The sequence below is a fragment of the Sphingobacterium sp. Ag1 genome (assembly GCF_000988325.1).
Taxonomy (GTDB): domain Bacteria; phylum Bacteroidota; class Bacteroidia; order Sphingobacteriales; family Sphingobacteriaceae; genus Sphingobacterium.
Window position 1 is genome coordinate 1 of record NZ_LBGU01000025.1, and the last position, 14,409, is coordinate 14,409.

A 14,409-nucleotide genomic window follows, 5' to 3' on the forward strand; every position below is an offset into this window, starting at 1 on the left:
AGCCCCATCCTTGTTGGGCGATGGTAGAAACTAGAAAATTCACCAACAGCGCCCGCATACCATAATAGCTAAAACGCTCCCACATCTCTGTGACGAATAATACGAACAAGCCGGCTGGATGCCCTTGCACCAATACATGTTCCGCCACTACTTTTTGCAAATGGGTTTCAAGAACAGCATTTTTTTCAAACTTCATGTTTTTTTTAGTCGTTATTTTTCAAAATAAGGTAGTGCGATTTCCATTTATAAAGTATACCATCAGTAAATGGAAAAATCCGATGGTCCTCTACACCAAGAAAGTAGTTATTTACTCATCTTCATATACTCAAGCAAGATAGTGAAGATTTTAATAGGTTTCTAACAAATGGACTTCAGTTTTTTTAGTTGTTGCATCCGAGCAACACATCAATTAAAACCTATTTAACTATTCGAGTTCTGTCCATAGACAGAACTCGAATAGTTAAATTTTAAATCAAAGGACGCAAACGTTCCAATAATTTTTTAGTAGCAAAAATACCCTCTTCCTCACTCAACTTACTTCCCTCATATTCAATCCCCACATAACCTTTGAATTTTGCTTTTTTAACAATCTTCAACATACGCTCATAGTCAATTTGCGTTTCATTACCATTGGCATCAAAATCATGTGTTTTGGCACTCACACCATGCGCATAAGGCATTAAATCCGTTACACCTTGGTAACGATCATACTCATAGAAATTACCAAGATCGGGTAAACTTCCACAATATTTACTACCCACTGCTTTTAATGTATTGGCCAACCAGTCACCATGCGAAGAGATACCACCATGGTTTTCTACAATAATGCTAATGCCCGCTTTTTTACCGATATCAGATAGTGTTGTTAAACTTTCAACAACACGCTTACTCACTTCCTCAGGCGTTCCTTTTCCAGCCGCATTGACACGAATGGCATGACAACCTAAGAAATTAGCTGCAGAAATCCACTTATAATGGTTTTGCACAGCTTGTTTTCTCTTTGTTTCATCTTCGTCACCGAGATTTCCTTCACCATCAATCATAATAAGTACATTACGTACACCATTATCTTTCGCGCGCATATTTAGCTCAGTAAGGTAATTATTATCATTAGCCTTATCTTTAAAAAACTGATTCACATATTCCACCCCATAGATACCGTATTTTTTGGCAGCCAATACTGGAAAATCCAAATTGTTCAAATCTCCCTTAAACAAGGATTTATGCAATGACCATTCAGCCAAGGAAATGTCAAACCAATCTTTCTTTGCTGCCGCAAAACTCTCCAATGAGGGAGCTAATGCGATACCAGCAGATGCTAGCGCAAGGTTTTTAAGAAAATCTCTTCTTGAATTCATGTGTTTAGATTTAATGTGTTATTTAAATATTTCCCCAGCCAGTGGTCAACACATCAACGAGGTGCATCGTCTGAATGGGTAATTTATGTTTATCGATATAAGATTGAAGCTGTAGCAAACAAGATGAATCAGTGGAAATAATATAATCCGCATTCAGATCAAGTGCATTGCGCACTTTTTGCTCAGCCATTGCTGCGGATATTCCTTCGAATTTAACGGCAAAACTTCCCCCAAACCCACAACATGTCTCGCTATCTTTCACCTCCACCATCTCCAAACCTAAGACCTTACTCAATAATTTCCGTGGTTCCTCTTTAATTTTGCACTCTCGCAAAGCCGAGCAAGAATCATGGTATACCGCAACACCCTCCAATTCAGCTCCAAAATACTCTTTTTTTAGCACGTTTACTAAAAAATCAGAGATTTCCATCACCTGTTGTTGTATTTTATGACATTGATGGGAATCTACCGAATTTGCGAATAAATCATTATAAGCATGTCGTACCATACCAGTACAGGACGCCGAAGGAGAAATAATCACATGATCTCCCGAGAAGTCACCTAAAAACTTCCGTCCGACCTGTTTCGCATCATCCCAAAATCCAGCATTATAGGCCGGCTGGCCACAGCATGTCTGCTCAGGATTATAGACGACCTCGCAACCGACTTTTTCTAATAAACGAACCGTATTAAAAGCGGTTTCAGGGTAAAGCTGATCTATAAAACAAGGAACAAAAAGTTCTACTTTCATATGCAATTCAATCAATAAAATTAAGATTTATTGGATACTAATATCCGGACCAAAAGTAACAATCCAATTACAAAAAATAAAGAAAGAACCAATGCCGAATATCGAATATTATGTGTTACCTGTTCTATAAACCCGAATGAGAATAATCCAATGACAATAGCAACTTTTTCTGTAACGTCATAAAAAGAGAAGAAAGCCGTCGTATCTTTAATATCCGTCGGAATTAACTTAGAATAGGTTGAACGTGATAAGGACTGAATCCCGCCCATCACTAAACCGACCAGTGCAGCAATTATATAAAACTGAAGTGGAGTAGATAAATAAAATGCTGCAATACAGATGCCGATCCAGATCATCACCACAACGATCAACACCTTAATATTTCCAAAAAGCGTAGATAAATAAGACATTAAAAATGCACCTAAGATAGCCACGAGCTGGATGAGAAGAATTGTTGCAATCAACCTTTCTGCGCCTAAATGCAAAATTTTCTCTCCAAAAGAAGAGGCTACAATCATCAAGGTCTGAACACCAATTGCATAAAAGAAAAAAGCCGGCAAAAACTGTTTTATTTCTGGAATACCTTTGATCTTTTGGATAACATGCCCGAATTCATCCCGTACATTCTGTACAAAACTCTTACCGGTGTTATTCTCGGTCGCATCAATTTTAGGCAGGTATTTAAAAGGGATCATTGAAAACCCAAGCCACCACAATCCGACCATTAGAAACGATATACGAGCCGGTAGTGAAGCATCTGTAATACCAAACCATTCAGGTTTAAGCACCACTATAAAACAAAGAATCTGTAAAGTGACACAGCCAATATATCCATAAGCAAAACCTTGCGCACTCACTTTATCTTGTTGATCGACAGTCGCCAAAAGCGGTAAATAAGAATTGTTAAACAAAACACCGCCAATATACCCCATCGCTGCAAGCACAAAACAAATGATGCCAATTTCCAACGTTTCAAGCTTGAAGAAAAATAAGCACATACATGCAACCGCTCCAACATAGGTGAAAAATTTCATAATCTGTTTCTTTTTCCCCTTTGCATCAGCGTAGGAAGAAATAAAGGGCAAAGAAAAAGACATCAGCAAATAGGCAAAGGCCAAAGAAAAATTGGAAAGTGCGGTATTGACGACTTCAATCCCAAAGAAACGAACAACATCACCATGCTCTTTTGTCGTCGTAATTGCGGTATAATAAACAGGGAATATCGTGGAAGTAATAACAAGGTTGTAAGCAGAATTGGCCCAATCGAACATGGCCCAAGAACGAATCAATTTTTTATTGTTTTTTACAATTGCTTCCATTTTAATTGGCTTAATAAGTTTGACGAATATAAGTAATTATTTTAGCCATTTCTTTACGAATTACACTTGCTCGATCATCTATATAATTATTGTTCATAAAAGAAAATGCCAAGCGCCTTCCTGTCCGCGTAATCAGATAACCGCTCTGATTATAGACAGATGTAATCGTTCCCGTTTTAGCAAAAACAAACGGTTCACCGAGATCTTTGCTATAGGTACGTTTTAGGGTGCCATCGACACCTCCAGCCGGAAAAAGACGGAAACGCTCTTGCTCATCCGGTAACTTATTTTTCAAGAGGACCAATAGATCTACATTATTTTGCGGAGTCACCTTGTTATAGGACGACAGACCCGATCCATCAAATAAGGCGACCTCAGCTGAAAAGTATTTATAAACGTTATTCTTCATCCAGTCCCGTACCAAGTAAGTATCAAATTGACTGAATTGTTTCCACGAACACATCATCAAAAACTGTTCAGCAATAAAATTATCACTTGGCAACATCATTTCACGGATTAAATTTTTGGTACTGCCGGAATAGAGTATCTTAGTATTGCTTGGTTTTTGGTAAGATAGTAAGGTGACGGATTTACCTAGACTATCCGACAATAATTTAGTAAATAAGCTATCAGAATAGATAAATGGAACTTCATTGACATAACCGCTGGGAATGGAGCGCTTGGACATCCAAAAGGAATTTGCACGAAATGACCGGGAAAGTTCAAAATCGCCCACCTTGGGTTCCGGCAAAAAATCCAGTGAATTTTGAAAACTTGCTGGAGAGGTCGATAGATAATGATTACCTTTTTGTCGAAAAGTGACCACATTGCCATAAATAGGAAATGTACTGATTTCAGGTTGATAGTAAGCCTCAAAATCTTCCATAGCCCAACCATGCGCAAAGAACTTATTCTTCATTGTTCCTGGTACAACAAAAATGCGTTTATTCGTATTTTTCAAAAAGTTGTATACTACCCGGGTATCTAAACGATTATGCAGAAAGGTCGGATCACCAGTCCCCCAGATAAGCAACGAGTCTCCGCGTTCCACATACTCCAAACCAGGTATTGAATCTCCCAACAGTGCCAGTGCAGCATACGTGGTATACATTTTCGTATTGGAAGCCGGCGTAAAATGCTTATTGCCGTTTATGTCCATGACATATTTATTGGCATTGAGGTCGTATAAAGAAAAACCAACAAAATGATCATTTAATATTTTAGATTCTTGAAATAGCTGATAAACATCCTCAAAGCTCTGAGCTTTAGCTACAAAAGTAGCAGCGGGCAGAAACCAAAGCAGCAATAATGCACTTAATTTTTTTTTCATCAGTTCAAACATACAAAAAACTGCATGAACTCCCTTTCGTCTATTGCCAAAATTCAGATACAAATCCTTTGATCAGACACAAACCCTTAACAAGGAAAGGGGGAGACATCCGCCTCCCCCTTTCCTTGTTAAAACTATCAAAAATTAATACCCTTGATTTTGTGTCAGAGCTCCACCACTTCTGTCAATCTGCGATTGTGGAATTGGGAAGTAATCATTTTGTGGCTTATAGTTTAAGCCTTTATAACGTGACATAAAACCACCTTCAAACGTTGCGTAGCTTTCCAATACAGTTTTCGCCTCACCCCAACGCACGAGGTCATAGAAACGATGTCCTTCCATCGCCAATTCTAAACGACGTTCAAAACGAACAGCTTTGCGCGCATAATTTTGGTCTGGGAAAGAAGTATAGGGTTTAACAACATATACTGCCGCCGCAACATTATCGCCAGTCGTTTTTGGAGGTAATTTTGCCGCACGTTCACGAACTGCATTTACCAGATTCATCGCTGCACCTAAATCGCCCAATTCAACTTGACATTCCGCTGCCATTAAAATAACATCAGCTAAACGAATAATATTAACATCCAAGTCAGTAATATATGCCGCTCCTGACGCCGTATGTGTCGCATGCAGACTCTTCGGAATCATTGTTTTTATACCAACAAATGGTCCTCCCGAGCTCACCTCACGAATCCATGCATCGCCTGGCATGACACCATAATCATAGAAATTTACACCTCTACGACCAACCGTATAGTCCAACCGTGGATCAAAACGAAGCGTCACATCAAGTTTGTATGTTTTCTTTGCATCATCAGACAAACCGAAATCTGATTTATATGGATTATTGCGATAAGAACCATCCAACAATGGTAAGCCATTTGCATCAACTTTATACGCATTGACCAAATCAATGGTCGGTTGATAGAAACCACAACAACCTACAGGATTACTTCCATTTAATCCAGACAACATATCGCCAACATTGGCATTGTCACCAGATCCATCTGGGTTAATCACGTGTTTCGACACCAGTAATGCCTCTGGGCCGTCTTTTGTAAGTACGTCAAAGTTATTTTGATACGGCATCGTACGAAGATCCTTTGCACCGATAACGTCTTTAAACAAGGCCAATGCATCAGCATATTTTTTCTGGTATAAATAAACCTTACCTAAATATGCCTTAGCGATATTTTTATCCATACGGCCTGATTGTTGGTTGATCTTAGTGGCAGGAAGATTATCCACTGCAAATTTTAGATCGTCGATGATCTTAGGCAATACATCATCTTTATTAGGTTTAACCTTGGCCTCATCCACCGTCATAGTCTCATCCACGTAGGCTAAGTTTTTGAAAACACGCCAGAGGTAAAAATAATAATGTGCACGCAATAACCTGGCTTCACCTTGAATTTGCTTTGCACGGTCCGCAGTCACTGTTTTTGCACCTGCCTGATCCGCATTCAAAAGTCGTAACGTATTATTTGCTCTGAGCACACCCTCATAGTATACCTCCCACATCTGGCTCAGGTTATCATTAGAACTATTTGGTGTATGAAACTCGATCATATTCATATTAGGTTGATCGGTAGCTTCAGAACCTTTATGGGCGTTATCCCCCGCAACCTCTCCAAACAACCACTGGCTAGGTGCTGAAGAATAGTTTCCCCAAGTACCATTGACATTGCCATTTAAAATGCCGTATGCACCAATCAATTCAGCTTCAATACCCTTTGAGTTAGCAACCTGCGTGTCAGACAACTCCCCCTGTGGAATACGTTCCAGGAAAGATTTACCACAAGAAGATAGCAAAGCCATTGATATTCCGAGAACGACGATTATATTTCTTTTTTTCATTTCAATCAAATTTTAACTTAAATCATTAAACCTTAAAAACCAAGACTCACACCCAACATATACTGACGTGCTTGTGGATACACTCCGAAGTCTACCCCCAAAGCAGAATATGTTGAAGGTGTTGCACTTACTTCTGGGTCTAGGCCTTGATATTTTGTGATTGTAAATAGATTTGTTGCACCAATATAGGCACGCAATTTTTTGATACCGGTATTATTACCGAACACCTTATTTGTATCAAAATTATATCCAACCTGCAGATTCTTCAACTTTAAGAAGCTCGCATCCTGAACGTAATAGCTCGAAGAAGCATATTCGTACGCCGATGCCCCCACCACTTGCGACGGAATCATGCTTGAAGGATTTGTTTTGGCATCCCATGCGTCTAAGACACGTACACTTTTTTGGCCTCTAAATACGCCAAAATCCGTAAAATAACGCGTCGCCTCATAATTTTGGTTACCCTTTGACCCATAGAAATAAGCCATAAAGTCAAAATTTTTATAAGATGCATTGATATTGAATGAGTACACAAAATCAGGATGTGGACTACCTATGATCGTACGATCGCTGGCATCGATTTTTCCATCACCGTTAATATCCGCAAATTTAAGTCCGCCTGCTCGCGATTTTCCATCCTCATATTTGGCCACGCTTGCATTTGACATATCTGCATCCGAATAGATACCGATTACCTTATAACCATAAAAAGCACCAATTGGCTCTCCTGGTTTTAAGATAGAAGTTTCCATACTTCTAAAGCTACCGTAAACCTGTTGAGTAACAGAAGGCGCCAAGGCAACAACTTTGTTCACATTTCGCGATATTGTAGCCGACAGATCGAATTTAAATTGGCTTTCTTGACGTCTTCCATAATGGTAATTCAATGAAAACTCAACCCCTTTGTTTTGCATATCACCAATATTTACATAAGGTGATCCCGCACGACCGGCGGCAACCGCTGGTAATGGTAGCAGGTATAACATGTCTTTCGTTTTCTTGTTATACCAGTCGAAAGAACCATCAAAGTCACCTTGGGCAAGCGTAAAGTCCAAACCAATGTTCAATGCGGATACTTGTTCCCATTTTACATCAGGATTATTATACGCATTCTGCCACATACCCGATGTTAAACTTCCATCGATTGGATAAGAAGAAGAATTAATAGCAACTTGATAACGATTTAAATATTGGTTAGCTGGAATACGTTGGTTACCCGTTACCCCATAACCTGCTCTGATTTTTAGGTCAGAAATCCATGAAACACCTTTCATGAACTCTTCTTGCGACAAACGCCAAGCCGCACTCGCCCCTGGGAACGTTCCATACTTGTTGTTCGGTCCAAAGTTAGAAGAACCATCGCGACGTACAGTTGCACTTAAGATATAACGATCTTTGAACGAATAATCCACTTTTCCAAAGATCGAAAACAGTGATCCAATTGCACCCGAACCATCACTTACACGACCTGTAGATGCAGCACCCAAATAGAGATAATCAAGACTTGACATCGTGAAAAAGCCATTTCCTTTTCCTGAAATTTGTCTATTACGGTTTTGAATTGCCTCTGTACCCGCAAGAATACTTAACGTATGCTCGTCATTAAATGTCGCTTTGTAATTTAATGTATTTGTCCAGGTCCATTCTTTATTCAATCCAAAATATTCATTTATTCCATTATTAAAACTTCCTTCTGTAAATTCAGGATTTGGATAAGTATAAGAAACACCATTGTAATTCTCATACTTCATACCAAAGCTGCTTCGGAAGGTCAAACCTGAGACAATATCAAATTCACCGAAAACGTTACCGAAAAACATATTGCTCTTGTTTCTATTGTCTTTTGCACGGTAAGCAATAGCTACCGGATTTTCACCATTACCAAATTGGCCACCAACGGATCCCGCAAAATTTCCACCTTCATCATATACTGGAATAATATTGTGTATACGATATGCAAAACCTAATGCACTACCTTCACCGATATAATCACCAGCAACATTGGTATTTACACCTACACCAAATCCCTCCGTAAAGCTATATTGCATATTCTCCCCAAAACGCAATTTATTGTTGAAAGCCGAAAAACGCGTATTTGAACGAAGATTGTATTTTTCGAACCCCGTGTGAATAATTGTCCCTTTTTGTTTCAGATAACCACCAGAAATCGCGTATGAAGCGTTCTCTCCGCCGCCTAAAACACTAAGCTGATGTGATTGTGTGGGGGCATTTTGAGACAAAGCATCAAACCAGTTCGTTCCGGCCTTATTTGCTTTCGTAATCTGATAGAAGTCCGAACGGCTGCTTGCATCGTATTTATATTTTGACATATCGATATCCGCTGCAGTGATTACATCTTTACCGCCTACTTTAGGTCCGGCGATAAGATAGTCCGGAAGCACATTATTTGTGCCATTTAATCTATTTTCTATATCCAAAGTTTGTTGTGGAGACAACATTTTTGGAAAACGTGAGCTGTTTGGTACTTGTACACCATAGTAAGAATCAAGGTTAAATTGAGGTTTTCCCTCTTTACCAATTTTAGTTGTAATAATTACGACACCGTTGTTTGCGCGTGAACCATAAATTGAAGCTGCTGATGCATCTTTTAACACCTGCATTGTTTCAATATCATTTTGATTCAACCAGCTTAACTTTCCTTCATAAGGCACTCCATCAATAATGTAAAGAGGTTCATTGTTGTTAATCGTACTATAGCCACGAATTTTAATCTGTGGTGTAGAACCAGGAGCGCCGTCCACTACGATCTGAACCCCTGTTGCTCGCCCTTGCAATGCCTCAACAGCACTCGCAGCCGGTGTGGTCTTCAATTCCTTCACATTGACAACAGCGACCGCACCTGTTAAATCTTTCTTACGCTGTGCCGAATAACCTGTCACAACGACCTCTTCCAAGGCATCTTCTGAACCGCTCAACGAAATGGCAAGATCAGCTTTTGAAGAAACAGTAACTTCAGTGCTTTTATACCCAATGTAACTAACAATCAACACATCCCCTACCTTTCCTTGAATGGTAAACGCACCATTCTCGTCGGTCGACGTCCCGTTACTACTTCCCTTAACCTTCACAGATACACCAGTAATACCTTGACCTGTAGCAGCATCTTTCACGACACCCTTGATAGGCGTCTGCTGTATACTCTTTGTTTTCATTAATGAAACGACTTCAACTTTGCCATGGCTAACTAATCCACTGGCAAATCCATGAGTGGTCATTCCTCCCCCAATGAGAAGAGAACTCATAAGCAGAAACCTCTTATTGAACTTTTGGCCCAATATGAGATCAAAACAGCAATTTTTGTCCGTTTTTTTCATCATAATTTTACTAAATAGGTGGTTTAAAAAATTTATGTTTATTCTTTAGTTGTTTTAGCTGATATTGGTTTATTTAAGTTCTTGGTCATTTTTTTTAGGTCTGACGACAACAATGCGATATCGTTGACAGTTTCATTCCCCTTGGTTATTCATTTTTTACTTAATTTGGTTATTTTCCAGAAATGTTAAAATCTGTTAAATAAATGTAAAGAATAATAAATGTAAAAAAAAGGAAAAATCTTAATTAATTCACAAAGTGCTATAAATCAAGTTATTGTATTTTATACACTAAGCCGAATTGCAATACTATTGTTACACAAGCACATCCTTTTGTTTTCATTACCGAAAACCTTACCCAAAATTCATTGTGCAATGTCAAATATTCTACAAATAGGTCCAAATAAACTAAAAGGTGCTTATATTTGTTGTTAATGAATGTAAGTAATTTATTAGAACGGGCGCTCCGATTTGAGTTCCTATCAAAGGAAGAAGGTGTTTTTTTATATAAAAACGCACCTACAGCTGATTTGACTTTCGTAGCCAATGAATTGCGTAAGATACAAGTGCCTCACGGTAAGGTAACCTGGCAGATCGACAGAAATGTCAATACCACAAATGTGTGTGTTGCTAATTGCAAATTTTGCAACTTTTTCCGCCGTCCCGGTCATGAAGAGAGTTACATTACCGATATCGAAAGCTATAAACAAAAAATAGAGGAAACTTTTAAATACGGTGGAGATCAACTGCTGCTGCAAGGTGGCCATCACCCGGATTTGGGTATTGAGTTTTACAAAAACCTTTATAAGCAATTAAAAGAGCTTTACCCTACGCTAAAACTACATTCACTCGGCCCACCTGAAATTGCGCATATTTCCAAGTTGGAGAACATGAGCCATATTGAAGTTTTGAGACAATTGAAAGAAGCTGGACTGGACTCTCTACCTGGAGCCGGAGCTGAAATTCTCAATGATCGCGTAAGACGTCTTATATCAAAGGGAAAATGCGGTGGTAAAGAATGGCTAGATGTTATGCGGGCAGCCCATAAAATTAATCTACCAACTTCTGCCACCATGATGTTTGGTCATATCGAAACAATAGAAGAGCGTTTTGAACATTTGGTGTGGATTCGCGAAGTACAGGATGAAAAACCGCAGGAATCCCATGGTTTTATAGCATTCATCCCTTGGCCTTTCCAGGATGATGGCACCTTATTGAAAAGACTTCGCGGTATTACCAATAATGTAACAAGTGAAGAATATATCCGCATGATTGCTTTGAGCCGCATTATGCTTCCTAACATCAAAAACATACAAGCTTCTTGGCTCACTGTCGGAAAACGTACTGCCCAATTGTGTCTACATGCCGGAGCAAATGACTTTGGTTCCATCATGATCGAAGAAAATGTCGTCTCTGCAGCAGGTGCACCCCATAGATTCACATCTAAATCAATACAGGAAGCTATTTTGGAAGCTGGATTCAGCCCACAATTACGTACGCAAAAGTACGAGTTCCGCGAGCTTCCAGCCCATATGGTCGAACAGGTCATTAACTATTAATACGATACATTGAAAGACGTCATAAGAAATATTGAAGCAATAATATTTGCTTCTGCGGAAGGAATAGATCTTGCCGACATCAAACAGATTTTGCAGGAAGCATTAGCCATCGAAGTATCCAGAGACGAACTACGTGACTTGATTAAAAAAATTGAAACGAAGTACCAGGATGAAGATTATGTACTCGAATTACGTTACATCAACAACGCCTATCAGTTTTTGACAAAAGCTGTTTATCATGAATCGATACAACAGCTCCAAAATCATAATAACAAGCGAAAATTAAGTCAATCAGCGCTAGAAACACTCGCCATCATTGCTTACAGACAACCGATAACAAAATTAGAAGTGGAGCAGATTAGAGGTGTCAGCTGTGATTACGCTATTCAACGTTTACTGGAAAAGAAGTTGATCAAAATTGCAGGAAAAGCAGATAGTATCGGAAAACCACTACTATACGCAACAAGCCAGCAGTTCATGGATCACTTCGGAATCAATGGTGTAAGAGATCTCCCACAATTGAAAGACATCGTTACCGAGGACAATGCGATTGGCGAAACAAATGAATAAATAAAATAAAATAAATTTTTATTTTCAAAATACAATTCAACATATTGATTAACAGAAAAATAAAGCTTGATAATTTTTTTAAAAAAAGTTTTAAAAAATAGTTTTCTTCTCTAATTTTACAACATTGAATAAGAAACAATAAAGTATTATTTTATGAACACGGCAACTTTAGCTAACGAAGATCTTGAAGAAGTAAAATTCGCATCTTTCAACGGTCCTGATGACGATGATGATGATTTCGATGATGATTTCGATTTACCTGAAATCGACTCGATTGGAGGATTGGATGACTTCGATGATGACGATGAATTTTAATATTTTAGTGCGATATAACACTACCTATTAAAACACCAGAGTATCATTAAAAAAATAAGGCGTTCAATCAAATTGAACGCCTTATTTTTTTTACTTTGCCTGATCGATCAATTTATGTAATTCCATCTTGGGAATCATGCCGCTTTGTCGCCATATTTGCTGTCCATTTTTGAACAGCACAAAAGTAGGCACGCCACTTACCTTATAAATCGAAGCAATTTTGGGATTTTTATCTACATCAATTTTAATGATGGATAGATCTTCCTGATAAAATTCCTTTACATCCTGTAAAATTGGCGCCATAGTCTGGCATGGACCGCACCACGTCGCAAAAAAATCCACCAAAACCAGCGAATTTGATTGAATAATCTGGTCAAAAGTAGCCATTATTGATTCTCCTTTACTTCTTGCAATGCCTTATACCCACCTTGGATATTGCATATATGTTTAAATCCTTTAGCACTCAAAATAGATATAGCCACTGCACTCCTATATCCTGATTGACAGTGTACATACAGCTGTTTATCGTCTTTTTTAAGTGTAGAACCAAAATTAACGAAATCTGTTAATGGAATATTCATTGCATTGTCAATATGTCCATTACCAAATTCTTTATTTGTTCTTACATCCACAATATGACCTTGACCTGATCTTTTCCTAAATTCTCCTGCACTAATATTGCTCAATGAGACTACATCTTCGTTACTTTTCCAAGTTTCGATGCCACCATCCAAAACTCCAATAACATGAGTATAACCCAATTTTAATAAATGGTTGTAAACCGTATCCTGACTATCTACTTCTGTAATCAATAAAATTTTTTGCGCTTTATTGGGAAACACTTGTGCCAAAAAGTGATCAAAAGGACCTTTAAAGCCTATATTTATTGATCTCGGCACAAATCCTTGCAGGAATATATCGCCAGGCCGCGTATCAAGAACTTGAATAGCTGTTTCACGGCGCATTTTTTTAAATTCCTTCAATGTTAATCGTGGTAAATCTGAAGCGGGCTGCGACATCTCGGCCTGATGTTTCTTCGATGCTGCATGCAATTGCACTTGAACATTGAACAGTGCAAAACAGACCCCACATAATGTGATAAAAACGCTACGCATATATTTGACTATTTAAAAGGAATAAGCAGCTTTTCCAATTCCTCAATTTTACCATTGTATATATTTAAGTCCACATTGCCCTGGATCCCTCTGACAGAGCCTTTTTCAGAAAATTGCCAGAAAGCCCAATGCTCCTTGGGGTTCTCAACCCAAAAGTTGTAATTTGCAATCCATAGCGTATAAGCGGCAAACTCCTTTTCCAAAAAATCACTATAAAACTTATCTCCGGAGTAAAGAATGGGTTTTACTTTGTAGTGAGCTTCGACTTCTTCAAGCCAACGTTTTAGCCCAACTTTCAAGCTATCCATAGATTGTTGTTTTGGATGCTCCTCAATATCCAAAACCGGTGGAAGATCGCCAGGCTGTAATTTAACTTTTCGAATAAAATTCCTCGCTTGCTTTACCGAGTTTTCGTTGGGTCTAAAATAATGATAAGCCCCTCTCAAAACCGCCCTATTTGCCGTTTTACTCCAATTTCGGCTAAACTTATTATCCATTCCTTTCTCACCCATTGTCGCCCTGATAAATACAAAATCTATCGGAAAATGATCATTGATTGTGTTCACCTTTTGCCAATCTATTTCTTCTTGATACGTAGACACGTCTATACCAAACACCTTATCATCGTGTTTGCTCATGATCTCAATGTTACGAATATCGTATTTGGCCTCCTTCGTTAGAGACTTGTCTTTTGAGGTAGCCACGCGAAAATAGTATATAATTCCAGCTCGATAATGCCACACAACAAGACAGAGGAAACACACCAGCATTCCTGCTATCATCCAAATCCACTTTGTTTCTCGAACCGGACTTCCTTTTGTACTTGTTTTCTTTCTTTTTGATCGCTGTTGTACCATAGCACGATGAAGTTACGGCAATAGCAATTAACTCGCAAAATTT

Annotated in this window: 12 protein-coding genes and 1 pseudogene; 3 read left to right on the forward strand and 10 right to left on the reverse strand. The window is 38.6% G+C overall.

What is annotated here, in order from left to right; translation table 11 throughout:
* The 7 genes and pseudogenes from AAW12_RS04210 to AAW12_RS04240 form a co-directional block, all read right to left on the reverse strand.
* Window positions 1–196 (reverse strand): annotated as a pseudogene (locus AAW12_RS04210) (MFS transporter); the annotation flags it as partial.
* A gap of 271 nt (window positions 197–467) precedes the next feature.
* On the reverse strand, window positions 468–1,358 hold the full coding sequence (locus AAW12_RS04215; protein WP_046672364.1) for a TIM barrel protein: 891 nt from the start codon (window positions 1,356–1,358) through the stop codon (window positions 468–470).
* Window positions 1,359–1,380: 22 nt separating this feature from the next.
* Window positions 1,381–2,109 (reverse strand): (Fe-S)-binding protein, encoded by a 729-nt coding sequence (locus tag AAW12_RS04220; protein WP_046672365.1) that lies wholly within the window; start codon window positions 2,107–2,109, stop codon window positions 1,381–1,383.
* Between the two features lie 20 nt (window positions 2,110–2,129).
* On the reverse strand, window positions 2,130–3,428 hold the full coding sequence (locus AAW12_RS04225) for an MFS transporter (RefSeq protein ID WP_046672366.1): 1,299 nt from the start codon (window positions 3,426–3,428) through the stop codon (window positions 2,130–2,132).
* A gap of 10 nt (window positions 3,429–3,438) precedes the next feature.
* Window positions 3,439–4,758, reverse strand: a complete 1,320-nt coding sequence (locus AAW12_RS04230; RefSeq protein WP_231585200.1) for a D-alanyl-D-alanine carboxypeptidase — start codon at window positions 4,756–4,758, stop codon at window positions 3,439–3,441.
* A gap of 144 nt (window positions 4,759–4,902) precedes the next feature.
* A complete protein-coding gene (locus AAW12_RS04235; RefSeq protein WP_046672368.1) occupies window positions 4,903–6,618 on the reverse strand; it encodes a RagB/SusD family nutrient uptake outer membrane protein in 1,716 nt (571 codons plus the stop codon).
* Between the two features lie 32 nt (window positions 6,619–6,650).
* A complete protein-coding gene (locus AAW12_RS04240) occupies window positions 6,651–9,881 on the reverse strand; it encodes a SusC/RagA family TonB-linked outer membrane protein (protein ID WP_084823073.1) in 3,231 nt (1,076 codons plus the stop codon).
* A 503-nt stretch (window positions 9,882–10,384) separates the two neighbouring features.
* On the opposite strand from AAW12_RS04240, the gene mqnC reads away from it, so the two are divergent.
* From mqnC to AAW12_RS26450, 3 genes are all read left to right on the forward strand, one after another.
* Window positions 10,385–11,509, forward strand: a complete 1,125-nt coding sequence (gene mqnC, locus AAW12_RS04245) for a cyclic dehypoxanthinyl futalosine synthase (RefSeq protein WP_046672369.1) — start codon at window positions 10,385–10,387, stop codon at window positions 11,507–11,509.
* Window positions 11,510–11,518: 9 nt separating this feature from the next.
* Window positions 11,519–12,079, forward strand: a complete 561-nt coding sequence (gene scpB / locus AAW12_RS04250; RefSeq protein ID WP_046672370.1) for an SMC-Scp complex subunit ScpB — start codon at window positions 11,519–11,521, stop codon at window positions 12,077–12,079.
* 153 nt (window positions 12,080–12,232) lie between these two features.
* Window positions 12,233–12,394, forward strand: a complete 162-nt coding sequence (locus tag AAW12_RS26450; protein ID WP_167450446.1) for a hypothetical protein — start codon at window positions 12,233–12,235, stop codon at window positions 12,392–12,394.
* Window positions 12,395–12,484: 90 nt separating this feature from the next.
* Here AAW12_RS26450 and trxA read toward each other — a convergent pair whose 3' ends face one another.
* From trxA to AAW12_RS04265, 3 genes are read right to left on the reverse strand one after another with little or no spacing between them, the layout of a single operon-like run.
* Window positions 12,485–12,781: a thioredoxin gene (gene trxA, locus AAW12_RS04255; protein WP_046672371.1), complete on the reverse strand. Its 297-nt coding sequence runs from the start codon at window positions 12,779–12,781 to the stop codon at window positions 12,485–12,487.
* On the reverse strand, window positions 12,781–13,509 hold the full coding sequence (locus AAW12_RS04260) for a rhodanese-like domain-containing protein (RefSeq protein WP_053003518.1): 729 nt from the start codon (window positions 13,507–13,509) through the stop codon (window positions 12,781–12,783). The genes trxA and AAW12_RS04260 overlap by 1 nt, the downstream gene beginning before the upstream one ends.
* A gap of 8 nt (window positions 13,510–13,517) precedes the next feature.
* Window positions 13,518–14,366: a glycoside hydrolase family 25 protein gene (locus AAW12_RS04265; RefSeq protein WP_046672372.1), complete on the reverse strand. Its 849-nt coding sequence runs from the start codon at window positions 14,364–14,366 to the stop codon at window positions 13,518–13,520.
* Window positions 14,367–14,409: the final 43 nt, after the last annotated feature.